At 33.0% G+C, this 22,851-nt stretch carries 20 protein-coding genes and 3 pseudogenes; 15 read left to right on the plus strand and 8 right to left on the minus strand.

Going from position 1 to position 22,851, the window contains the following annotated elements:
* Nucleotides 1-2,412 (minus strand): hypothetical protein, encoded by a 2,412-nt coding sequence (locus tag AD998_12130; GenBank protein KOY86790.1) that lies wholly within the window; start codon nucleotides 2,410-2,412, stop codon nucleotides 1-3.
* A gap of 110 nt (nucleotides 2,413-2,522) precedes the next feature.
* Between AD998_12130 and AD998_12135 the strand changes: the two are divergent.
* Nucleotides 2,523-3,500, plus strand: a pseudogene (locus tag AD998_12135) (hypothetical protein).
* Nucleotides 3,501-4,456: 956 nt separating this feature from the next.
* On the plus strand, nucleotides 4,457-5,344 hold the full coding sequence (locus AD998_12140) for a hypothetical protein (protein KOY86791.1): 888 nt from the start codon (nucleotides 4,457-4,459) through the stop codon (nucleotides 5,342-5,344).
* Between the two features lie 90 nt (nucleotides 5,345-5,434).
* Here the strand turns inward: AD998_12140 and AD998_12145 are convergent, their stop codons facing one another.
* A complete protein-coding gene (locus AD998_12145) occupies nucleotides 5,435-7,261 on the minus strand; it encodes a multidrug ABC transporter ATP-binding protein (protein ID KOY86792.1) in 1,827 nt (608 codons plus the stop codon).
* Nucleotides 7,262-7,368: 107 nt separating this feature from the next.
* Here AD998_12145 and AD998_12150 point away from each other — a divergent pair.
* The 8 genes and pseudogenes from AD998_12150 (at nucleotide 7,369) to AD998_12185 (ending at nucleotide 13,200) form a co-directional block, all read left to right on the plus strand.
* Nucleotides 7,369-7,788, plus strand: a pseudogene (locus AD998_12150) (hypothetical protein).
* Between the two features lie 144 nt (nucleotides 7,789-7,932).
* A complete protein-coding gene (locus AD998_12155; GenBank protein ID KOY86793.1) occupies nucleotides 7,933-8,454 on the plus strand; it encodes a hypothetical protein in 522 nt (173 codons plus the stop codon).
* 17 nt (nucleotides 8,455-8,471) lie between these two features.
* Nucleotides 8,472-9,185 carry a hypothetical protein gene (locus tag AD998_12160; GenBank protein KOY86794.1) on the plus strand — a complete coding sequence of 238 codons (714 nt, stop codon included), beginning with the start codon at nucleotides 8,472-8,474 and terminating at the stop codon, nucleotides 9,183-9,185.
* Between the two features lie 268 nt (nucleotides 9,186-9,453).
* Nucleotides 9,454-10,326 carry a metalloprotease gene (locus AD998_12165; protein KOY86795.1) on the plus strand — a complete coding sequence of 291 codons (873 nt, stop codon included), beginning with the start codon at nucleotides 9,454-9,456 and terminating at the stop codon, nucleotides 10,324-10,326.
* Nucleotides 10,327-10,412: 86 nt separating this feature from the next.
* Nucleotides 10,413-10,772, plus strand: a complete 360-nt coding sequence (locus AD998_12170) for an alpha/beta hydrolase (protein KOY86796.1) — start codon at nucleotides 10,413-10,415, stop codon at nucleotides 10,770-10,772.
* 89 nt (nucleotides 10,773-10,861) lie between these two features.
* On the plus strand, nucleotides 10,862-11,206 hold the full coding sequence (locus AD998_12175; protein ID KOY88179.1) for a PadR family transcriptional regulator: 345 nt from the start codon (nucleotides 10,862-10,864) through the stop codon (nucleotides 11,204-11,206).
* Complete coding sequence (locus tag AD998_12180) at nucleotides 11,199-12,293, plus strand: hypothetical protein (protein KOY86797.1); 1,095 nt, start codon at nucleotides 11,199-11,201, stop codon at nucleotides 12,291-12,293. The genes AD998_12175 and AD998_12180 overlap by 8 nt, the downstream gene beginning before the upstream one ends.
* Nucleotides 12,294-12,315: 22 nt before the next feature.
* Entirely contained in the window at nucleotides 12,316-13,200 is an 885-nt protein-coding gene (locus tag AD998_12185; protein ID KOY86798.1) for a hypothetical protein, read from the plus strand.
* Here AD998_12185 and AD998_12190 read toward each other — a convergent pair.
* The 5 genes and pseudogenes from AD998_12190 to AD998_12210 form a co-directional block, all read right to left on the minus strand.
* Nucleotides 13,190-13,795, minus strand: a complete 606-nt coding sequence (locus AD998_12190) for a MarR family transcriptional regulator (protein KOY86799.1) — start codon at nucleotides 13,793-13,795, stop codon at nucleotides 13,190-13,192. The genes AD998_12185 and AD998_12190 overlap by 11 nt on opposite strands.
* Before the next feature lie 407 nt (nucleotides 13,796-14,202).
* Nucleotides 14,203-14,454: pseudogene (locus AD998_12195) on the minus strand (hypothetical protein).
* Between the two features lie 73 nt (nucleotides 14,455-14,527).
* A complete protein-coding gene (locus AD998_12200; GenBank protein ID KOY86800.1) occupies nucleotides 14,528-15,271 on the minus strand; it encodes a hypothetical protein in 744 nt (247 codons plus the stop codon).
* 75 nt (nucleotides 15,272-15,346) lie between these two features.
* Nucleotides 15,347-15,580, minus strand: coding sequence for a thioredoxin (locus AD998_12205; protein ID KOY86801.1), 234 nt, complete (start codon nucleotides 15,578-15,580; stop codon nucleotides 15,347-15,349).
* A 128-nt stretch (nucleotides 15,581-15,708) separates the two neighbouring features.
* The gene (locus AD998_12210) at nucleotides 15,709-16,800 is read right to left on the minus strand and encodes an alkane 1-monooxygenase (GenBank protein ID KOY86802.1); all 1,092 of its coding nucleotides are present in this window, start codon (nucleotides 16,798-16,800) and stop codon (nucleotides 15,709-15,711) included.
* A gap of 148 nt (nucleotides 16,801-16,948) precedes the next feature.
* Here AD998_12210 and hemE point away from each other — a divergent pair, with 148 nt between their 5' ends.
* The 5 genes from hemE (at nucleotide 16,949) to AD998_12235 (ending at nucleotide 21,684) form a co-directional block, all read left to right on the plus strand.
* Nucleotides 16,949-17,965 carry a uroporphyrinogen decarboxylase gene (hemE, locus tag AD998_12215; GenBank protein KOY86803.1) on the plus strand — a complete coding sequence of 339 codons (1,017 nt, stop codon included), beginning with the start codon at nucleotides 16,949-16,951 and terminating at the stop codon, nucleotides 17,963-17,965.
* A gap of 69 nt (nucleotides 17,966-18,034) precedes the next feature.
* Nucleotides 18,035-18,754 carry a hypothetical protein gene (locus AD998_12220; protein ID KOY86804.1) on the plus strand — a complete coding sequence of 240 codons (720 nt, stop codon included), beginning with the start codon at nucleotides 18,035-18,037 and terminating at the stop codon, nucleotides 18,752-18,754.
* 24 nt (nucleotides 18,755-18,778) lie between these two features.
* Complete coding sequence (locus tag AD998_12225) at nucleotides 18,779-20,146, plus strand: UDP-N-acetylmuramoylalanine--D-glutamate ligase (GenBank protein KOY86805.1); 1,368 nt, start codon at nucleotides 18,779-18,781, stop codon at nucleotides 20,144-20,146.
* A 319-nt stretch (nucleotides 20,147-20,465) separates the two neighbouring features.
* Nucleotides 20,466-20,849: a hypothetical protein gene (locus tag AD998_12230; GenBank protein ID KOY88180.1), complete on the plus strand. Its 384-nt coding sequence runs from the start codon at nucleotides 20,466-20,468 to the stop codon at nucleotides 20,847-20,849.
* 4 nt (nucleotides 20,850-20,853) lie between these two features.
* A complete protein-coding gene (locus tag AD998_12235) occupies nucleotides 20,854-21,684 on the plus strand; it encodes a hypothetical protein (GenBank protein KOY86806.1) in 831 nt (276 codons plus the stop codon).
* Nucleotides 21,685-21,897: 213 nt separating this feature from the next.
* On the opposite strand, the gene AD998_12240 is transcribed toward AD998_12235, so the two are convergent.
* Nucleotides 21,898-22,758, minus strand: a complete 861-nt coding sequence (locus AD998_12240) for a hypothetical protein (protein KOY86807.1) — start codon at nucleotides 22,756-22,758, stop codon at nucleotides 21,898-21,900.
* Between the last annotated feature and the right edge of the window lie 93 nt (nucleotides 22,759-22,851).

Consider the following 22,851-nt stretch of genomic DNA (forward strand, 5'->3'; position numbering starts at 1 on the left):
TTAATCCAATTTCATTTCTAATATTATTTCAACCCCTTTTTTCATTTCTGCTTCAATGTTTAGGCTTGCCTCTATTTCTTTAGCTCTTGTTTCAAGGCTTACAAGTCCATAATTCTGAAAAATTTCGGGTTGTGTTTTATCAAAACCCACACCATTATCTTTGATACTCATCTTAAAGTACCCATGTATTGTTTGTATTTTGACTACAATTTCTTGTGCTTTGCTATGTTTGAACGCATTATTTAAGGATTCTTGTACAATTCTGTACAAATTAAGAGCTTGCACAGAGTTTAGCGTAATATTTTGGTCTAAATGAATTTGAACTGTAATTTTAGGCTCTTTGAAACGCTTGGTATAGTTCCAAATCAAGTCTCTTACCTTCGATTCAAAACTTTCAAATGTAATAGCAGTTTGGTTGATAGCCCAAATAGTTTCTCTTAACTGATTGATAGTCTGTCTTGTAAAATCTGAAAGTTCTTCTAATTGGTTTTTCGGTTTTTCAGCTAAATTTTCGGCTGTGTGTTCCAAATTGGCAATAATGTATGTAAGTTGCGAACCCACATTGTCGTGTAAATCTCTGGCTATTCTCTCTCTTTCTTGTTGTATTTTTTGTTGTAACTCCAAAACTTTCAATTTATTACGAAGTCTCCGATAAGAAATATATCGAACCAACAATGTAAATAAACCCAAACTGATTAATGTAATAAGCATTAAAAACCATGTTTCTCTCCAAAATGGAACAATAACTTCTACTGAAATAGAAAAAATTTCAGATTCTGTCCCATTAGCATTCAGTGCCTTTATTTCAAGTGTATGTTTCTGATAACTCAAATTACTCAATGTTATCTCCTTTATATTTTTAGGTTCAGACCATTCTGTATTCTCTCCTTTTAATCTATAGCTGATTTTATTCTCATTTTCATTCAAGAAACTCAAAACAGCCACTCTCATACGCAAAAAATTATCATCATGCTTTAAAACAATCTGATGAGCATTTAAAAATTGGCTTTTAGATTTTATTTCTAAAATTTGTATTTGAGGTTTCGATGTATGAATTATTAGTTTGTTTAAATCAATCGTGCTTAATCCCTGAGTGTGAGCTATGTATATGATACTATTTTCAATAAATACTCTATTGATACCTGCTTGGATATTGGGTGGAAGCAAATAAACAGCTCCCAATTTTCTTAATGTATAATTTTGAATTTCATACAGATTTTTCTCTGAAACAGCATAAAATATATCTTTGTATTGTGTTATAGCTAATATTTTTTCAGGAGTAGTAATATTTTGAATCAGTTTTTGGTCTTCAAAAATGCTGATTCCTCCTTCAGAAGCTATCCAAAAAGTTTTTGCATTTTGTTCGTGTACATAATAAGTAATATTAGAAAGCAAGCCCATTTTTTGATTAAAATTCTGTATTATTCCATTTTTATCAATTCGGCTTACTCCATTGCCATATGTGGTAGCCCAAAAATAAGAAGGCGTTTGTATCAATCGTTCAATAGTATTGCTAACCAAGCCATTTTTGATATTCAGAGAATCTGTTTTATTGTTATTTTTGATAATAACTCCCGACCCAAAAGTAGAAATCCATGCTTTTTCTTTATCTATGATGATATCAGAAATGCCTGAGCAATGATTTTTATTGGAAACATCTGTTAGATGCTGTGTAATTGTCCAATCATAGAGCCCTCCTATCCAAAATTGCTTATTTTTATCTTCAGCTATGGCTCTCATATCTGGAATATTGATTTTTTGAATTAATAAATTGTCTTGATAGATATAAACAGCTTTTCTTCCTATCAAATACACCTGATTTTGAGAATCTTTATACCAATTTACAATTTCATCATTTGTTTGCCAGTTTTTTAAATAGGGTATTGAACGATAAACACCTTTTCCAAACACAGAAGCCCAACGATTGCCTTCATAATCAGTAAGTGTATCTATTTCAATTCTTTTGGTGGTATCAAGCTCTCTAATAAGATGAGCAATCGGATGCTTTTTTATTTGTTTGATATTCAGAGATCTGTGAGATGACTTAAAGACTTTATAATCCATTTTTGGGATATTGCTGATATGGATTTGTTTCCCATCCCAATAACAAAGATTTTTTTCATATACTTCAAACCAAATCAAACCTTGTGTATCTTCCCAAATATTATATACCATATTGGCTGCTAGTCCGTTATCTGTATTAAAGTGTAGAAAATCTTTACCATCATAACGAGTGACACCTTTATCTGAAGAAACCCAAACAAAACCTTTATTATCTTGAAAAATAGCATTTACATAATCACTTGTAAGCCCACTACTTCTATCATAATGTTTAAAAACTGGTTCCTGTGCAAAACAAGAGCCAATATGAATGAATAAAAAAAATAGAAGTTTTGTAATAATTTTATACATAAATGTACTTTCCGTAAAACGAAGCTATAAATTTCCTGTTAATATTCAACAACCAAAAATATAATCCAATCAAAAAAAATATTATATTTGGATTTATAACATGAAAGACCATGAAAAAAATTATTTTTATACTCTTATGTATTTTATCCTATGATTTGATGGCAACTCATATTGTAGGTGGAGAAATCCAGATGCAATACCTCAATAATGGCAATCGCTATCGTTTCACGCTTAATTTGTATTTTGACCAAATCAATGGAAATGCAGGTGCAGAAGATGCTTCAGTTATTCTGGGGATTTATCGAAGAAGAAACAACACGTTGGTTGGAACGCTTGGAATTTCTAAAACTTCTGAGCAATTAGTTCAATATCAGAATAGTGAGTGTCAATCACAGTTTTTGAGTACACGCCTTATTCGTTATTCAACAGAAGTAGTATTAGACCCATCGATTTATAACGAAGCAGAAGGTTATTATGCTATTTGGGAAAGATGTTGTAGAAATGGAACCATTAGCAATATTGTTAACCCTGGGGGGGCAGGTAATGCTTTTTATTTGTGGTTTCCTGCTATTTCTCAAAATGGAAATCCTTTTCGCAATTCTACTCCTAACTTCAGCATTCCTGCTGGTGATTATTTGTGTTTAGGAAAAGATTTTACAACGAGCAATTTTGCTGCTACTGACAGCGATGGTGACCAATTGGTTTATTCTTTGGTTCCTCCCTTCAATGGTACTTCAAGTGCTGGTAACCCTTCTCCTTTCAGTGTAGCCTCTACGATTCCCAACAGTTATACATTTCCTCCTCCTAATATTAGTTGGCTTCCAGGCTTTTCAGCAAATAATGCCATTCCAAGTAGTACAGGAAGCCCATTGGCTATCAATACAAATAATGGTTTACTTACTGTAAATCCCAGTAGAACAGGGCTTTTTGTTTTTTCCATTCGTTGCGAAGAATTTAGAAATGGTAATAAAATTGGTGAAGTGAGAAGAGATTTTCAGTTTTTGGTGAGAGAATGTAAAGAAAATTTTAATCCTGTGGTAAGCATTCCAAATCCTGAAAACCCAACCACCAACTACCAAGAAGGTGATATTTTAACCATTGATGCCAATAAAAACAATTTATGTTTTGATGTAAAAATTAAAGATGCACCCAGAGAAAATATTACAAGTATTGTAGCAAGAAAAGTAAGTGGAAATTATACATTTAGAAATACGCCTTTCAATGTAAGTTCTATTCGTTTGAATGAAAATGGAGATGCAACTGTACAATTCTGCTGGATACCATGTACTTATAGCCAAAATAGCAATGATTTATTTGTTTTTGATATTGTAGTCAGAGATGATGCCTGCCCCTTTCAAGGAGCAGATACCATGCGGGTTAGGCTACGTGTTTTGCCTAAATTTAATGCTCCACCCAATTTACAAATTCTGAAAACCACAAGTAACGTCAATGTGAACAGCAAAACCATCAGTGCAAAAATTAATGAACCCGTTGAGATTATTTTTCAGGGTACAGATGTAAACAATGACGAATTGGCTTTGGAAGCTCTTATTGATGGAAAACCTGTAGATTTATTAGGTTTTACATTCCAAGATTCTGTAAAACAGGCAGGATTGGTCATTTCGAAATTTTATTGGCTTCCAGACTGTAGAACTATTAAAGAAAATGGTGAAATTCAGGAATATACCATTGATTTTGTTTTAAAAGAAATTACCAATGAGTGTCAAAATGATTCTACTAAAACTACTTTTAAGCTTTCATTAGAAGATACCAAAGTAGATGTGAGTGGTTTTATTCCAGCCAATGCCTTCACACCCAATGGAGATGGCGTGAATGAGTTTTTTACCCTCCCTAATTTGCCTCAAGAAAACTGTTATTACCGTTTTACTAACATCAAAATTTATAATCGTTGGGGTAAAAAAGTATACGAGTCTCAAAATAAAGACTTTAATTGGAGTGGGGATAATCTACCTAGTGGAGTCTATTATTATATTTTAGATTACAAAAATATAACTTACAAAGGCACAGTTTCAATTATATTCTGATGGCAAGCAAATTCAATTTTAAAGCCCTTTCTCTGAGGGCTTTATTTTTAATCTATTTTGTGGTGGCTATTCCTTTGATGTACCTAATTATCAGTCAAAGCCTTATAGCCCAGAAAAACAAGAATGAATATGCTCGCATCTTGAGCTTTGAGGAGCGTTTTCTGAAACTCCCAAGCCTAATTCAGCTTGTAACCTCCAAACAGAGTTCACTTCGTTCACAAGCAGATGAGTACTCCAGCACTGCTCAAAGTGCTTCCGATATTGTTTTGTATGGAGGAATAGCATTGGGGCTTATTTCTTTAGGGTTTTTAATTTCTATTATTCGTTTATTTTTTCAGACACCCAATTATTATCAAACGCTTTGGTATGGAATTTTTGGTGTTTCATTGATTTGTCTGCTGATAGGCATTAGCACACCTATTTTAGAGATTTTAGCCTTCGAAGATGATTTGAAAATAGAAGCTTTGAGTTTTGTTGATTTACCCATAAAAGGTGAGATTATTTTTTATCACCAAAATAAATCTATTTTGGATGTAATTGGAGTTTTGTTTGAAAAAGGAAATTATTTGGTAGGCATTTGTATTTTTCTGTTTAGTCTTGTCATTCCTTTTGGTAAACTTATTTTGGGAGGATTGTCTGTTTCAGGTTATTATCAAAAGGAAAAAATAGATAACTGGATTCAGAAAATAGGCAAATGGTCTATGGCAGATGTATTTGTAGTGGCTATTTTCTTATCTTTCATGTCTTTTAATAATTTCAATACAGGTATCAGTACCAAAAGTGATACACTCATAGGATTTTATTTCTTTTTAGTGTATTGTATGCTTTCTATATATGCTGGTATTGTTGCCCAAAAACACAAAAAGAAAATGGAAGAAAAATTATAATTTTTGGTATATGTAATTTTTGGAAAAAAGAGTACAGAAAAAGGATTTAGAAGTTTCTTCTTTTATCCTTTTTCCTTTGTCAAAAAAACATCAATCTTTTATCAAAACTTCGTTTTTCTCCATTTGCAAACGTATCAAATTACTATATATACCATCTGCATTCAATAAAAGCTCTTCGTGAGTCCCTTTTTCTGCAATTTTACCTTCGTGAAGTACATAAATCTTATCTGCATTACGAATGGTTGCTAATCGGTGAGCAATGATAATGGTTGTTCTACCCTCCATGAGTTCATTTAAAGCATCTTGTACCAATTTTTCAGATTCTGCATCCAAAGAGCTTGTTGCCTCATCCAATATCAAAATACTGGGGTCTTTTAAAATAGCTCTTGCAATGGCTACACGTTGGCGTTGCCCACCTGAAAGTTTTACACCTCTTTCACCCACTACTGTATCCAATTTTTCAGGGAATTTATCTATAAATTCAAAAGCATGGGCTTTTTTAGCTGCTGCTATAATTTCACCATCTGTGGCAGTAGGTTTGCCATAAGCAATATTCTCTCTGATAGTTCCACCAAATAAGATAAGTTCTTGTGGTACAAATGCCATATTTGCTCTTACTGCAAGTGTATCCCAATCATTAATATCTTTTCCATCAACCCAAATACTGTTCTGAGTAGTTGGATATAGTTTCATAATTAGTTGGGCAATGGTAGATTTACCAGCCCCACTATGCCCTACCAAAGCTATTTTTTCACCTTGCTTTATTTCCAAATCAACACCCTTGAGAACTCCCACATCTGAGCGAGTTGGATATGAAAAGTGTAAATTTTCAATTTGTATGTTTCCTTCTAATTTGGGTACATTTTCCAAATTTCTGCTATTCACTTCCGATTCTTCACCTAAGATTTCCAAAATACGTTCAGAAGCTCCCAATGTTTTTTGTAGCTGAGCGTACAAATCGCCCATACCAGCCACAGAAGCCCCAATAAAAATGGTATAGAGAATAAACTCTATCAATTCGCCTGTTTTAAGCGTTCCAGCCGAAATCATGTTTGCTCCATACCAAAGAACTAATACAATTCCCCCAAACAAGGCAAAAATCAAGAATGATACAAAGAAACCTCTAAAAACAGATGTTTTGAGGGCTATTTTTACTAAATTATCAATTTTACCTCTATAACGTTTTTGTTCTAAAAACTCGTTGGTAAATACTTTTACCACCTGAATGGCTTGAAAAGTTTCTTCTACAATTGTATTGGCTTGAGCAAGCTCTTCTTGTGCTTTTTTAGATAGTTTTCTGATAAATCTTCCAAATAAAATGGCTGCAATAATCATCAGTGGGAATGTAGCAAGCATCACAAGGGCAAGTTCTGTATAACGAACCAGCAAAATGCTTACACCTATCAAAAGAACTGCTATTTGTCTGAAAAGCTCCGCAAGTCCAAACGAAAGCATTGTTTCCAATTGCGAAATATCTGTATTGATACGGCTAATTAAATCTCCTACTCTGTTTTTCTCAAAAAAGCTGATAGGAAGTGTTATAATTTTATTGTAAAGCCCTGAACGCAAATCTGCCATAGTGCGTTCTGTAACATTGGCAAACAGATATACTCTAAAAAATGAGGCTACTGCCTGTAAAAGTAATATCCCGAAAAATACCAAAGCCACATCGTTTACACTTTTGAGTATCCAGTCTTTTTCACCAGAAGCTACATCAGCAATTTTCCCTGAAAGTGTTGGAAAGCTTAGCGTTGTAAGTGTAGAAACTACCAAAAATAGTGTCCCTATCCAAAAATATGTCTGATAAGGGCGTGTATAAGAAAAAATTTGAAGGAATTTTTGAAATCCGTCTTTGTTAAGTTTTCTTTTTTTATCAATATTGTCTTCAGTGTCTTGCAGTTTGCCTCTACGTGCCATAGAATTTAATTTTTTCGCAAAGATATGTTTTTTTCTTAACAAAACGCTATATTTTGTGGCTTATTGGATTTAGTTTTGTAAAAATTTAGATAAAATGATTGATAAACATGACAGAACATTTTGATATTGAAATCCCTAAAGAGAAAATTTATAGTGATAGAGCTCTCTGGACAGGCTCATTTATAGGAGGTCCTTTGGTGGCAGGTTATTTCATTGCAGAAAATTTCAAAGTTTTTAATGATACTCCAAAAGCTAATAAAACTTGGATAATTGCCATTATTGGTACTATCATTATTTTTGGAGGTGTTTTTCTTATTCCAGAAAATGTAAAAATTCCTCCTGTGGTTATTCCACTTAGTTATACATCTATTGCTTATTCTGCTGGATTGTATTTTCAAAAGCCTTTGATGAACAAACATGTTGAGAATGGTGGTGTTTTTTATAGCTGGTGGAGAGTGATTGGAATTGCTCTTTTAGGACTTATTTTCACTGTTTTACCTGTTTTTGCTTATTCTGTTATCATAGATTTGTTGGGTCATAAGCATTAGATTTTAATTCATTGTTTTTCTAGTATTTATAGCTTTTATTGATAAAAGTAGAACTTTTGAAGTTTAATTTTGACTTTATGAGGTAGAAAATGTAATTTTGTTATTTAAAAGTATTAAATATTTATGATAGACATATCTACGTATGACCTACAAGGTCTTCAATCATTACATATTAGTTTTATAAATGTAAAGTCTGACTATGAACATCATTTAGATGAGTTGCAAAAACAACCAAATGTATCAGATATTCGTATTTCTAAGTTAAGGCAAGATATTGCTTACTTCAGTGATATGATTTCTAAAATTGAGGAGAGAATTAATTTTTTAAATTCTCAAAAACTTTTATTTTCTATTGAATACATTTTCTTTCATTATGGTTTGAGAGCAAGGTCTATTCAAATACACTTTATTACCACTTCCAACGCATATAAAAACTATGGTTCTTATGTAACAGGCATAGTATTATTTGATAAATCAGAAGAAGAATCTCTCTTGGAGAGAGCTCTCACTGAGCAACATAATGATGGCATTATTAAGTTTAAACCTCACGAAAACAATCTGAGTGCTCAAATTTTCAATCAAATACAAATAAGTAAACTAGCAACAGAAGGCTTCAAAGCATCTGAAATCAGCTTTATTAGATAATTTTTTGTGGAAGTATAATATCTATGAAAACCCTTCTCAAAAAACTTCTTCCTGTGTCTTTTTTAAATTGGTATAGACAACAAAAAGTCCAGAAGCAAGCTGCTGCATTTGCCAAAATGACACCCAAAGAAGTTTTTACAAAAATCTATCAGGAGCATTACTGGGGCAACAAAGATACAGTTTCGGGTACTGGTTCTACCCTTTTGCAAACGCAAACACTGATTCAAGAGCTGCCTTCATTACTCAAAAAATTTGAAATCAAATCCATTCTTGATATTCCATGTGGCGATTTCCATTGGATGCAAAAAATTGATTTAGAAGGTATTATCTACACAGGTGCAGATATTGTAGAAAAACTCATTGAAAACAACACTCAAAAACACCAAAAATCACCTTTTATTGAATTTCAAACCCTCGACCTCATTACCAGCCCATTACCCAAAGCAGACCTTGTGATTGTAAGAGATTGTTTTGTACACTTTTCTTATGAAAATATCTTCAAAGCGATCAACAATATCAAAGCCTCTGGTTCAAAATATTTACTAACTACCTCTTTTACAGCACATACTACCAATACAAATATTGTTACAGGTCAGTGGCGTACACTCAATTTTGAACTCCCTCCTTTCAATTTCCCTTCTCCTGTATTTATTATCAACGAAAACTGCACAGAAAGCAATGGAGCTTTTAGAGATAAATCTATGGTCTTATGGGAAATTAATAAAATTTAATATTCTGTCATAAAACTTACATTACAAATGTTGCATTATCAAAATACAAAATTTGTACTATTTTTATAAATAGTACAAATCAATAATAACTTATACTATCGACAATAATAGTAATAATATCTTTTGTTTAAGTTTGGATTTCAATGTTTTAAACAAAATATACGATTCAGTATATTTTTTAAAAAAAATATAAAAAATTTTGTTTTTTTTATTTTTTTTAAAATAAAATTTTATAGTTTTACGCATCAACTTAATAAAACATTACAACATGAACAAATTAACAAAACAAACTTGCTTATTGGCAGGATTAGCATTGAGTGTGCTATTTTCTTGCGACAAAAAAAATGAAGTAGTATTAGAATATGCTCAATCGGAGCAAGCATCTACTCAAGAAATTGATTGTAAATATGTAGATGGCAATTGGAGTTCTACAGCTGTTTTGAGTACTACTATTGGCACTACAGCAGAAACAAATTTCATGAATACCCAAAACTCTAAAATTGCAGCTGTTTGGGGAAGACCTGCTGTAACTTTAAGATTTGTAAAAGACCCTTCTAACCCTAGCTCTACTTTTAATGCTATTTCTTATAGCTCTAAAAAGATTTATTATGGAGAAGCCATTTACAACGCTGGTAAAGCAAAAGGTTCTAACAACATTGTAAATGCCATGGTTTTGGCTCACGAATTTGGTCATCAATTGCAGTACACTTATAATTTACCTTCTGTAAGAGAAAGTACAGCAAGACCCAACGAGCTTGAAGCAGATGGATATGCTGGATATTATTTAAGAAAACCTACAGGTTGGGGTGCAACAAGTTTCTCTGAAATTGCGGCTGCTTACGATTTTGCTGCTTCTATTGGAGATTATGCTACTACAAACCCTGGACACCATGGAACACCTCCACAAAGACGTTCTGCTGTTCGTTTGGGATTCTTACTTGGTCAATATAATTTAACAGCTACAAGTTTTGACTCTAACTTTTTCTATTACTATCAGGGCGTTTTGGATGGTACTTATCGCCAAGCAAAACCAGAAGGCTTTAGTGAAGAAATGGATGCTTATATCAGACAACACGCAGAAGAACTTAGAAGAATTGCTAATGGCGAAATGTCTGATGAAGAATATTATAACCTAGATTAATCAAAAAAATACCTTAACCAAAATTATGATTATCGAAGCCATTCTAAATTTAGAATGGCTTTTTTATATTTGTAAAAAATATATCTATGGAAATCAGGGAACACCAGCACAATGAAACAAAAATTGCAGAGATTGTTTCAGAGTCCATGATTATTGCCACTACAGAAGATGGTTTAGATGTATTGGCTAGTTTGTATTTTCAAGGCTTTGATAAAATCATCATACACCAGAACAATATTACACCTGATTTTTTCGATTTAAAAACAGGCATAGCAGGCGAAATATTACAGAAGTTTTCAAATTATCGTGTTCAATTGGCAATTATTGGCGATTTCAGTCAATACATCAGCAAAAGTCTAAAAGATTTTATCTTTGAAAGTAATAAACAAGGACATATTATTTTTGTAGAGTCATTGGATGATGTTATGCGAAATTTTAAAAAATAAAATCTTATTAATCAATACATTAAAGTAGACTTTTTCAAAAATATATTTTTTTATTTGTAATACATAAGACTTCTATGTATATTTGTCTTATGTATTCATCAGAACTTATAAAAGGCACACTAAAGACCATTGTTTTGAATTTGCTCAAGGAGCAAGGGAAAATGTATGGCTATGAGATTACACAACGTGTAAAAGAACTTAGTAAAGGTAAAATTCAGATAACTGAAGGAGCCTTGTACCCTACTCTTCATGCATTGGAAGATGCTGGAGAGGTTATTACAGAAACAGAACACATTGGCAAACGTGTTCGCAAATATTATACACTTACTGAACAGGGTTTAGCTTCTGTTAATCAACGTGTTAGCGAATTTGCTGATTTTGTCAATACCATGAAAGTTCTTCTAGATTTAGACCCCAAATTAGGCAATGTATAAAATCAGTAATGAAGAAGTAGATTTTATCCTCAATGATATCAAAGCACAAGGGATACAAATAGAAGATTTGCAATACAATCTTTTAGATCATATTTGCTGTATCATTGAAAATGAAATGCCTGAAAATGAGAGTTTTTATGGTTTTTATCAAAAGATTATTCCTACATTTTTCAATACGAACCTGAAAGAAATCCAAACAGAAACCCGTCAGTTGCTTCAGTTTAAATATTATACCATTATTCAAAAATTGCTCAAAATATCAGGTTTGATGGCTGTTTTGATGATTATTGCTGGTCTTTTCAGTCGATTTTTGGAGTGGGAACAGGCAAATTTGATAATATCTTTAGGAGCTTGGTTATTTGGATTGGTGTTTATTCCTTTAATGATTGTTTTGAAGTTTAAAGATGAAGATAGAACTCAGGATAAGTGGATTTTATCTTTTGGTTTCTTTTTGGCTCTCCTTGCTTCTGTGGGTATAGGCTTCAAGCTGATGCATTTCCCGTATGCAAATGTATTGATACAAGGTAGTAGTATTTTGTTTTTATGTATTTATTTGCCTCTATACTACATTTTAAGAGCAAAAAAAGCAGAGTTAAAATTTAATACAACTATTCATGCCGTTCTGATGATGGTTTTTGGAGGAATGCTCTTTAGTTTATCTAATTCCAAAGAAAAAGACATTTTAATACAAGATATACAAGCCTCTCATATTCAATTAGAGCAAACCTGTCAGAGTATTCAGCAAACAAATCAACATCTTTACAAAACACTCAAAAAAAATCCAGAAATACAGACTTTTCATGAGAAATCAATGTTTTTGAGTGCTAAAATTATAAAAATTAAAAAACAGATTACAGATTCTTCCAAGCATCCAACAGTCATTATGGAGGAATATTCTTTAAGCAATGAAATATCAGAATACAATCATCTTATTTCTATATTTTTTCCTCAAGGATCTGATCAATACAGACTTACAAATCTGCATGCTCAAGAAATTAATCAAATATCTTTTTTACTAAAACTTACACAAATACAATTACAAATTTTATCCAATGAAAACCATTTATTAAGCCTACAAAAAAATTAAAGCCTAACTAATCTTTACAATTATGAAATCATCTTTCTTAATGCTGGCAATAGTTATATTGCTCTTGGGCAACGCTTGCTCCGAAAAACCCTCTTTGGCTGTTCTACAGAAGTTTGCAGCTACAGAGACCTACCCTTACGATACTTTTTTAGACACAATTTCCAATAAAAAAGCCCTTGTGATTGTTGCTCACGATGACGATGATTGTGCTATGTCAGGTACTATTGCCAAACTAACAGCAAAAGGCTGGGTTATCAAACAGTTGAGTCTCCAAAGCCATATTTTAACTAAAACAGGTAAAAACCCTGCTGATATTATTTGCCAAGGGAATGAAATGATTCTTTCAGATGGTTTTTACAGAAAAGGACTGGATACCATGAAAACACCTTATTTGCCCATTCCTTATCAGAAAATACAAGAACAATTTTTGACAGAGAAAGTCTCCAATGCTCTTATTATAAAAATTAAAGCATTTTCTCCTTCTGTTATTTTTACATTAGATGACCAAAAAGGTGGTTATGGACATCCAGAGCATATTTTTATCAGTCAGTTGGTTAAAAATTTATTTAAAGAAAAGAAAATACATATTCAAAAGATTTATCAGTCTGTTTATACAAATCACATGGAAATAGAAATTGTAGATAAATGGCTGGGAAATAATCTGAAAGAGTGGGGACACCCTGACGCAAGCCAAATAGCAAACCGTTTGTATGGAATAGATGGTATGCCTGAACCAAATGTTCAGGTTGATATTACAGAAGTAGCAGAAACAAAAATGAAATATTTGATGGCTTATGAGGAAAATGTAAGGAAAAACCTGCGAAAATTTGTCCCCTATTACGATGAATTTGATGCTAAAACCTATTTTGGTATTTTTGATAGAGAGTTTTTCAGAGTTATTGAATAGCCTGATGTTCAGGGCAATCTATTCTGAGGGCTTCATGGGTTAGCTCCTGCCCTAAAAGTTTACAAAAATGTGTTCCATTTTCTTTTTGGTAATTTTGGCAACTAAAACACATTCTTTGCAAACTGATAATATTTGCCTGTTGTAAAGACTGTATCATCACCACTAAACTATTCCAAAAATCTTTTTTTTGAGCCTCTGAAAGTGTATTCAGAGGTTTTTTAAGTGTATTGGCAAATAATGATAGTTTTTTACTTACCTCCCTGCCCTCTTGTGTCAGTCTGATAGAATAGCTTCTTGTATCTTGCTCATCTATAATCTTTTCTATCAGATTTTTCTGTAAAAGCACCTTGATAGAATCGCTGATAGTGGCTTTGGTAAGTTTAAATTCCTCAGCCAAATAGCTTCCTTTACAAAGTTTTTCTTCGTGAAAATCAATAAAAATAAGGATTTGAATTTGAATAGGACTCAATCCAAACTCCTTACTTTCATTCCAAAGCAAAACCCTGAAAGCCTCAGAAATGCGTTCTAAAGCTACTATAATCTTGCTTTCTAATTCTTTTTCTTGTATTTCGGGTAAAAAAACTGATTTTTCCATTAACAATCACAACTAAAATCTCCTATTTCTTTGCCTGCTGGCAACTTTTCACCATTTACTGAAACAATTCTATCCAAACGAATGATTTCGCCTGTGGCAAGTTGCATAAATTCTTCTTTATTTTTTGTAAATACATCTTTAATTATTGCATTGGTTGTGATAAATTCTCGTATTTCTGTAAAATACTGAATTTTACAATACTCTTTTTGGGTTGCCTTTGCAAGCAACATATCATGATAATTACAGCTAATAGGTGTATATGCTTTCTTTGCATCTGCCAGAACGTTCCACAAATCTTCTAATGACTTTTCTTTAAAATTTGCAAAACGATAGGCTTCATAATGCCCTCTCAGATGTAAAATTAAATCTCTACGACTGGGATTCTCAGGGAAATCTTGAGGAATTTCTTCCATTTCAATAATATGAAAACCCTGTTTTGTAATATCAGCAAGTATATTTTCTGTAGGTTCTTCGATATGGCAAAACTGACACTCTTGTAGATTAATCTGTACATCAGTTTCATTTTTCATATTTACATATTGTTTTCCAAAAGCATAAATAGCTTCTGTATTTTTTAGTTCTTCAGATACTACAATATCAAAATGCAGCACATTTCCGTCTTTTTTCTTTACATAGGTATCCCAAACTGCAACTTTCATAAATTTAGATTTTATCTTTTGAAATAAACAGTCAGATTGCTTGATATAGTTCAGCAATCTGACTATTTTAACTTTATTTTACGGAATAAGGTAATGAAAGATTACCACTTGCTACTGAATATACTTTATAAACTCCCAGCATAGGTTTTGCTCCACTTTCCGTGTGTGTACCACCTTCACCAGTGTTCACTTCCATAAAACAAGTAACAGCATCAAATTTGAAGTCTATTTTGTTATTAATACGATAATCCGGAACTACAACCTTAATGGTGTTACCCTTTGTTGTTACGTTAAAACCTGGACTGTCCATATACATGGGCATATTGGGAGCAGTTTTGGGAAGGACTACTGTTTTATCATCTTTTTTAAATTCTTTTACAGAAAGTCCACCTGCTACTCTTTTGTCTTCAGTAAGAATTACCCAATGTGGATGCCAAATGATACCATCATTATCAAATTTTCCATCTGTATTTTCATCCCAAAGTGGGCTATCATCAAAATCGGGATGGGATGTTAAAGCCAAAGCTACGATTCCATCTGTTTGATTAAAACCAACATCAGTGGGTTTTAGAGTTGTAGGAAAAACATAGCCCAAAACAGGTGCTCCATTCAGTTGTCCAGCAGGTTTAGGAGTAGTATTCCCAGCCAGTCCATCTACCTTTATTTCCCAAATGGTTACCCCTAAATCTTTGTTATGTTTTACTGACGCTGACTTAATTTTAAAATTACTATTGTTGTAATTTCCACATTTATCACAAGCATTAGCATTTATAAAACCTAAAAATGCTATTACAATAATTACTGTTATTTTTTTCATTTCGAATAAATTGGTTTTATGTTGTGAAAATAAATATAAAAATTAGGATTCCTAACTTTTGTGTGTAAAAAAATTTTAACCTTTTACATCAGCCAAAGAAGCCCCATAATTGATGTGTAAAACATTTCCAGTTGGTGTAAGCAAGGCAGGAACAGATTTTACACCTTTGTTTTCTGCTTCTGAGATACGATTTTTACTTTCGCCCAAATGCACAATTTCCACATTTTCTTTTCCAATAAGTGTGATGATTTCCTGCTCTGCACTCACACATACAGGACAACCTGCATGATAAAACACTGATTTTGACATAATTTTAAAAATTTTGAAGTGATAGGCTATATTGCCGATACAAATATAGTTAGGATTCCTAAATAAAAAAAACAATTGAGTAAATTTTTAATAAAAAAGCTCTTATTATATCTAATAAGAGCTTCATTTTAAGCATTTTCAGCCAAATACACTTCATTTTCCCATGCTTCTAAGCGTTTGTTCATAATGGCAAACCACAACGGAGGTACAAGAGCTGTAAGTATCATCGTTGGATAACCTGCGGGTAGTTGGGGGCTTTCCTCAAAGTGCCTCAAAACCTGATACCTGCGATTTGCAAATGCATGATGGTCAGAGTGGCGTTGAAGCTGAAACAAAAAGAAATTACTGATTAAATGACTTGCATTCCAAGAGTGTAGATGTTCAACTCTTTGGTATTTGCCCGAAGGCAAGAGTTTTCTTTTAATTCCGTAGTGTTCTATATAATTTACAGCCTCTAACAGCGAAAAACCCAAAATACTCTGTACCAAGAAAAAAACTGGTACTTGCCACACGAAATATCCTTGTAAATAACTGATTAAAAGCGTAATAACTCCAATAAACAAGATGGGTTGAAAAATACAAGCCCACATTTCGTTAGAAAAATGCCACACACTTAGATTCTGTTTTTGAAGACGGCGTTTCTCCAAGTCCCAAGCACTACGGATACTCCCTACCACAGTTTGCCACCAAAAAGCATAAAAAGTCTGGTTTTTTCTGCTGGTGGCAGGATCTAAAGGTGTAGCCACATTTACATGATGCCCTCTGTTGTGTTCTATATAAAAGTGTCTGTAACAAACTGTTGCAAGAATTACTTTGGCTAAAAACTGCTCAATTCTAGTATTCTTATGCCCCAATTCATGAGCAACCGTAATTCCTACCCCTCCAGTAACTGTCATAGTGCTGAGTACAAAACCCACAAGTTCATAGGTTTGCAAAGTTTGCAGTGAAACTACATAACAAGCCCAAATAACAAGCCCTACTTGTAAAAATGCCCACGAAAATGTAACTATTTTGTAAAATTTCTCATCAGAAAGGCTTTTTTCTTCTTCTTTTTCGGGATTTTGAGTGTCCACACCTACCCCAGCATCCAAAATGGGTATCAGCACAAAGGCAAAAATCAGTGTAGCATAATTCCAAATGCCTCCTCCATAATATCCAGTTAACCACAATGTAGGCAAAATAAAAGGCATCAGATAACCGAGTTTCTTGAGAGATTTCATAAGCTAATGGTTTGATATACAAAGGTAGATATAAAAAACTAAACTGCAAGTTTAATTTTTTATTTTTTTAGAAGTTTCATAAAAAAACCGAAAATATGCTTGTTTGTGCCATTTTTTTTGGAAATTCGCAGGTAAAAATTACCCAGTTATGTTAAAAAATGATTTATTGATAAGAGCAGCCAAAGGCGAACAAGTAGAAAGAGTTCCTGTTTGGTTGATGCGACAAGCAGGCAGGATTTTGCCTGAATACAGAGCTATACGCGAGAAATTCCCTAATTTTGTTGAGTTTGTGAAAAACCCTTCAGCAGCAGCCGAAGTAACTATACAACCCGTTGATATTTTGGGTGTGGACGCAGCCATTATTTTTTCTGATATTTTGGTCATACCCGAAGCAATGGGGTTACCTTATGAAATGGTAGAAAAACGTGGTCCCTATTTTCCAAGAACCATTGAAAGCATTGAAGATGTAGAACTTCTGCGTATTGCAAGCCCTGAAGAAGATTTGAGTTATGTTACTGATGCTATCAAACTTACCAAACAAGGTTTAGCAGGCAGAGTACCACTGATTGGCTTTGCTGGAGCTCCTTTTACTATTTTCTGCTATATGACAGAAGGAAGTGGTTCAAAAACGTTCTCTAAGGCAAAAAAAATGCTTTATACCCACCCTATTTTATCACATCAACTACTTGATAAGATTACAGAAAGTACCATTGCTTACTTAAAAGCTCAAATAAAAGCAGGTGCTGATTTAGTACAAGTTTTTGACTCTTGGGCTGGTATTTTATCACCTGAGCAATACAATGAGTTTTCTTTAAAGTACATTCAAAAAATTTGTACAGCCATCACAGAAGTACCTGTAACTGTTTTTGCGAAAGGTGCATTTTTTGCAAGAGCCGAAATGAACAATCTGAATTGTAATGTAGTAGGCTTAGATTGGAATATGCCCATTGCGGAAAGCAGAAGCCTAATTCCCAGCAAAACCCTGCAAGGAAATTTAGATCCTTGTGCTTTGTACGGAAGTATTTTGGAAGTAGAAAAAGAAACCAAAACTATGTTGCAAGCCTTTGGAAAACAGCGTTATATCGCTAATTTAGGGCATGGTTTGTATCCAGATATTAACCCTGAGAAAGTGAAGTGTTTTGTGGAAACTGTCAAAGCATTTTAGTAATTTTAGATATTAGTACAGAGTAATAAGTATTTTATTGCTTGTACTCTCAATACGAACTACTACTCTATGAATGACGAACTATACACACGCATTTTTGAAGATTTGGGAGGAGAATTTGTAACCTCCGCTTTTGAATTACATAAAAAATTAAACATCACGAGAGCTTTCTTGTTTGACTGGGATGGAGTGTTCAATACTGGTACAAAAGGGCATGGACAAACCAGTTTATATTCAGAGGTGGACTCAATGGGTATCAATATGCTCAGATTTGCTTATTGGCTCAAAAATAAGCAGATGCCTTTAATTGCCATCATCACAGGTGAAAATAATCTTTCAGCTTTTCAGCTTGCTCAAAGAGAACATTTTGATGCTGTTTATTTTCATGTGAATCATAAAATTGAAGCATTGAGCCATCTTAAACAAAGACATATTATTGAAAATGAACAAGTTTTGTTTTGTTTTGATGATATATTAGATGTTTCTTTGGCAGAAGTCGTTGGTGCAAGATTTTTAGTGAAAAGAAAATCTAACCCTTTATTTTTAAATTATGCAAAAAAACACCAAATTTGCGACTATATTACAGGCTCAGAGAGCGGACAGCATGCTGTTAGGGAAATTTGTGAATTGGTGTTGGGTATTGAGGATGTATATGATGACACCATTTCAAAACGAATAGCTTATAGTAATGAGTACCAGACATATTTAAAAGAGCGAAATCAAATAGAAACATTATTTTTTACCAAAAAGGACAACGAAATCACACAAGTTAATATATCAGGTAGTTAAACAGACTTTTATTTAATTCTTTCTATGAAAAAGGTAGTTATTTTGGGAGCAGGTGAAAGTGGCGTCGGTGCTGCTCTGCTTGCAAAATCCAAAAGCTATGAAGTTTTTGTATCAGACAAATCTAAAATTTCAGACCATTACAAACAAATTTTATTAGACAATCAGATTGATTTTGAAGAAGAGTGTCATACTCCCGAAAAAATCTTGTCCGCCAATGAAATTGTAAAAAGCCCAGGGATTCCCGATACAGCAGAAATTGTGGTTCAAGCCATTGAAAAACAAATTTCTATCGTTTCAGAAATTGAATTTGGGTTTAGAAATACCAAAGCCAAAATTATAGCCATCACAGGTAGTAATGGAAAAACCACTACTACCCTACTCACCTATCATTTACTCAAAAATGCTGGTTTGAATGTAGGTTTAGCTGGAAATATAGGTGAAAGCTTCGCCAAACAGGTTATTGAAAATAAATATGATTATTTTGTCTTGGAAACGAGTAGTTTTCAGTTAGATGGTTGTTTTTTATTCAAACCTTATATTTCTGTTGTTTTAAACATTACTCCTGACCATTTGGACAGATACAACTATAATTTTGATAACTATGCAGATTCTAAAATGCGTATTGTCAGAAATCAGAATGACGAAGATTTTTTTATTTACAATGCTGATAGCGAGCCTATTACCAATAGAATTTTAAAACTGAAGCCTTCTGTTCAGCAGTTGCCTATTACACTTTCGTCTGATGATGATTTGAAGAATGTTTCCAAGGTATCGTATTATCAGGATGGCAGAATAACACTTCGTATGCCTTATAATCGCCCTTATCAGATTGTTATGCAAGAAAGTGAACTTGCCCTTAAAGGTATGCACAATGTATTCAATTCGATAGCTGCAGCTTTGGTGGCTCAAACTTTGGGTGTTTCGGAAGAGAAAATCAGAGAAGGCTTAGCAACATTTGAGGGTGTACCTCACAGACTTGAAGAAGTAGCTGAAATCAGAGGTGTGAAATTTGTCAACGATTCCAAAGCCACCAACGTGGACTCCGTATTTTATGCATTGGGTAGTTTTACATCTGAAAAGCCTAATCTGATCTGGATTGCAGGAGGCATCGATAAAGGCAATGATTACACCCAAATTCACGATTTGGTAAAAGAAAAAGTACGCTACATGATAGCCTTAGGAAAAGACAATACCAAATTGCTCAATTTCTTTAAGAATGATGTAGAACATTACGAAACAGATGATATTGAAAAAGCAATCAAAAAGGCTTTCAGAACTGCAAAAAAAGGCGATATTGTGTTACTTTCACCTGCTTGTGCCAGCTTCGATTTGTTTAAAAACTATGAAGACCGTGGCAATCAATTTAGAGAAATTGTGAAAAGTTTAAAATAAATAATCTATAAAGTAGATACGCACTGCAGTGCGTATCTACAAAAATTTCCTCTCGCATAAAAAATTTAAAAATATTGGTACAAGCTAAAAGCTCACACCAGCATGAGTGATCTAGATTTTTGATTTTTTTCAGAAACGATAGCCCCTCCTATCTGTATAAATAATACTTCATTAAGCTTATTTCAGTGTATTTTACTAAATTATAAAAATTTATTTGTTAAAATATTTTAATATAATTGATATATCAATTATATTTGTGTCAAATAAAAACAAGATGGAAAAACTAGACGAAATACTGTTTTATACCTTAGAGAAATCTATGAAGGTATATAGGAAATTTGCTCAAAATCAAATTGATAAAGATGGCTATGATATTACCATAGACCAATGGCTTGTGTTAAAAACCTTACAAGAGAACAAAAGTCTTTCACAAAATCAAATTGCAGAATTGGTATTTAAAGATATTGCTTCTGTTACGAGAATTATTGAGTTATTGGTACAAAAACAGTATATAAACAGGGAAATTAACACTACTGATAGGCGAAAATTTGAACTAAAAATCACAGAAAAAGGCAATAAAATTATTGAAGATATTTATCCTATAGTAATAGAAAATAGAAAGCAGGCTCTTACAGGTTTAACAACTGAAGAGATAAATACTTTGAAAACACAATTAGAAAAATTAATCCTTAACTGTAAATAATAACATGAAAAAGAATTTATTACTTATTACCAGCTTTTTAGTTTCAATGGTAGTTTTTGCTCAAAAAGACAAGCAAATTGAAATTCCGTTTACGATGGATAGAAACTTGATTATTATCAAGGCTGAAATCGGCAAAGTATCACATCATTTCATTTTTGATACAGGCACTAAGAACATTATGCTTTCGGAAAACATTGCCAAGCAATATAAAATTTCGGGTACAGATAGTATGATAACTCCACAAGGCGAATTTGCAGGCACATTAGAAAAAGTGCTCCTACCCAAAATAAGCTTTGCAGGACTAACCTTAAAAAATAAAGAAGCTACTAAAATGCCACAACAGATGATATTTTCTAAACAAGCCGTTGGAATTATTGGTATGCAGACTTTTATGGGTTATATGATTACGATAGACTATAAAAATAGTAAGATAATATTGAAAAAAGGTAGTTTATCACAACAACCCAATGTTATTCCCATCAATCTTGACCATATTTTGGAAGCTAAAGTGAAACTAAATGGCAAAGAGGTTTTGGCTCATTTTGATTGTGGCGGAGCAGGTTATATCTCTATTCCAAAAGGTTGGGATACTATCTACAAGCTAAAATCAGAGCCTGTTGCTTTTGCAAAAGGACGAACGCCGATGGGAGATTTTGACATCTTTAACGCTGAGCTAGATGGTGATATAGAAATTGGTAGCTATAAAATTTCAAATCCGAAAATTAGTTTGGTTACAGGTGATTTTTTCTTTGCTATCAATTTTGGCTACGAATTTTTCAAAAGTCATTTGATTACGATTGATACCCAAAATAAGCTTATGCAGATAATAAAATAACTCAACTCTTATAGGTTTTATTCAGAATATGATGACTACAATGATATAAAACCTATTTTTTATTGGGCTTATTTATAGGCCTATAAGGTTTAAAATATTGGTGCGAGCTTTTAGCTCGCACCAATATTAGGAAATATATCACTATTGTTAATATTCGATATTTATTTTTAATGTATTGGCTAATAAATTAAAAGCGAATAGCCTGTTATTGTTTTATTTTGCTTTCAAAATATACACCCGTGAGTCAACGTTAGGACCTTCGTCATCGAAAAGAACAGTTTTGAAATCTGCCGAAAATTGGAAATTGCTCACACCATTTTTGCATTTGAGTTCTAAAAACTTGGCTATCTGCTTAGTTTTGGTATTATAACTGTTTATGTAGTTGTCGTTTTTTAAGAAATAAATAGTTGTGCCATCTTCGCTAAACTTTGCGGCGTTCATATCACTGATGTCATTTATTTTTGTTTGCTGTTGTGTATCAACGTCAATTGTCCATAGTTGAAGTTTATCTTCAACCATATAACCATCACGACGGGCATACAAAATTGTTTTTCCATCCTTCGACCAATCCAAGATGTTTTCATATTCTATAGCAGGTGAAATAGTGAGAGGTTTTGCGTTTTTCCCGTCAGCATTGGCTATCCAGAGTTGCTTCCCTTGTGTCCAAGCTATTTTTTTGCTATCGGGCGACCAATACGGATGTTGCCCTGCAACTTCGGTGTTGAGTGGAGAAACCTGACGCAAGTTTGTACCATCAGGATTGACCATCCATATAGCAAAAGTTGAACTGCTACTCAATTTTCCATAACTTTGAAAAACAATAGTTTTACCATCGGGACTCCATTTTGGGGTGGCATCCCAAGTGAGTGTAGATATTTTTTTCTTTTCTTTTGTTTTTGGATTGACAATAAAAATACGATGTTCACTTTCGCAAACAATAGCACTCGACTCAGGGTTAAAACCACCTATACTTCCTGTGATTAAGGGAACGGGAATACCATTTGATTGCGAAAACAAAGCAAATGGCATAGCAACTGTATAAATGATAAAAGAAATAATGATACGCTTATTCATAGGTAAAATAGGTGTTTTTACAATTATTTAAGTCTTTGTTAACGTTTATGTAAATTTAGATTATAATAATTAAAACTACAACTTTTTTAGTTT

Source organism: bacterium 336/3, assembly GCA_001281695.1.
In the GTDB taxonomy this organism is placed as follows: domain Bacteria; phylum Bacteroidota; class Bacteroidia; order Cytophagales; family Thermonemataceae; genus Raineya.

Bases quoted from the DNA above. Each gene is read 5' to 3' on its own strand.
- AD998_12145 (KOY86792.1), bottom strand. From the start codon at position 7,261: ATGGCACGTAGAGGCAAACTGCAAGACACTGAAGACAATATTGATAAA.
- AD998_12185 (KOY86798.1), top strand. From the start codon at position 12,316: ATGAAATCATCTTTCTTAATGCTGGCAATAGTTATATTGCTCTTGGGC.
- AD998_12230 (KOY88180.1), top strand. From the start codon at position 20,466: ATGAAGGTATATAGGAAATTTGCTCAAAATCAAATTGATAAAGATGGC.
- AD998_12130 (KOY86790.1), bottom strand. From the start codon at position 2,412: ATGTATAAAATTATTACAAAACTTCTATTTTTTTTATTCATTCATATT.
- AD998_12225 (KOY86805.1), top strand. From the start codon at position 18,779: ATGAAAAAGGTAGTTATTTTGGGAGCAGGTGAAAGTGGCGTCGGTGCT.
- AD998_12140 (KOY86791.1), top strand. From the start codon at position 4,457: ATGGCAAGCAAATTCAATTTTAAAGCCCTTTCTCTGAGGGCTTTATTT.
- AD998_12220 (KOY86804.1), top strand. From the start codon at position 18,035: ATGAATGACGAACTATACACACGCATTTTTGAAGATTTGGGAGGAGAA.
- AD998_12190 (KOY86799.1), bottom strand. From the start codon at position 13,795: ATGGAAAAATCAGTTTTTTTACCCGAAATACAAGAAAAAGAATTAGAA.
- hemE (KOY86803.1), top strand. From the start codon at position 16,949: ATGTTAAAAAATGATTTATTGATAAGAGCAGCCAAAGGCGAACAAGTA.
- AD998_12240 (KOY86807.1), bottom strand. From the start codon at position 22,758: ATGAATAAGCGTATCATTATTTCTTTTATCATTTATACAGTTGCTATG.
- AD998_12210 (KOY86802.1), bottom strand. From the start codon at position 16,800: ATGAAATCTCTCAAGAAACTCGGTTATCTGATGCCTTTTATTTTGCCT.
- AD998_12205 (KOY86801.1), bottom strand. From the start codon at position 15,580: ATGTCAAAATCAGTGTTTTATCATGCAGGTTGTCCTGTATGTGTGAGT.
- AD998_12175 (KOY88179.1), top strand. From the start codon at position 10,862: ATGTATTCATCAGAACTTATAAAAGGCACACTAAAGACCATTGTTTTG.
- AD998_12155 (KOY86793.1), top strand. From the start codon at position 7,933: ATGATAGACATATCTACGTATGACCTACAAGGTCTTCAATCATTACAT.
- AD998_12200 (KOY86800.1), bottom strand. From the start codon at position 15,271: ATGAAAAAAATAACAGTAATTATTGTAATAGCATTTTTAGGTTTTATA.
- AD998_12170 (KOY86796.1), top strand. From the start codon at position 10,413: ATGGAAATCAGGGAACACCAGCACAATGAAACAAAAATTGCAGAGATT.
- AD998_12235 (KOY86806.1), top strand. From the start codon at position 20,854: ATGAAAAAGAATTTATTACTTATTACCAGCTTTTTAGTTTCAATGGTA.
- AD998_12180 (KOY86797.1), top strand. From the start codon at position 11,199: ATGTATAAAATCAGTAATGAAGAAGTAGATTTTATCCTCAATGATATC.
- AD998_12165 (KOY86795.1), top strand. From the start codon at position 9,454: ATGAACAAATTAACAAAACAAACTTGCTTATTGGCAGGATTAGCATTG.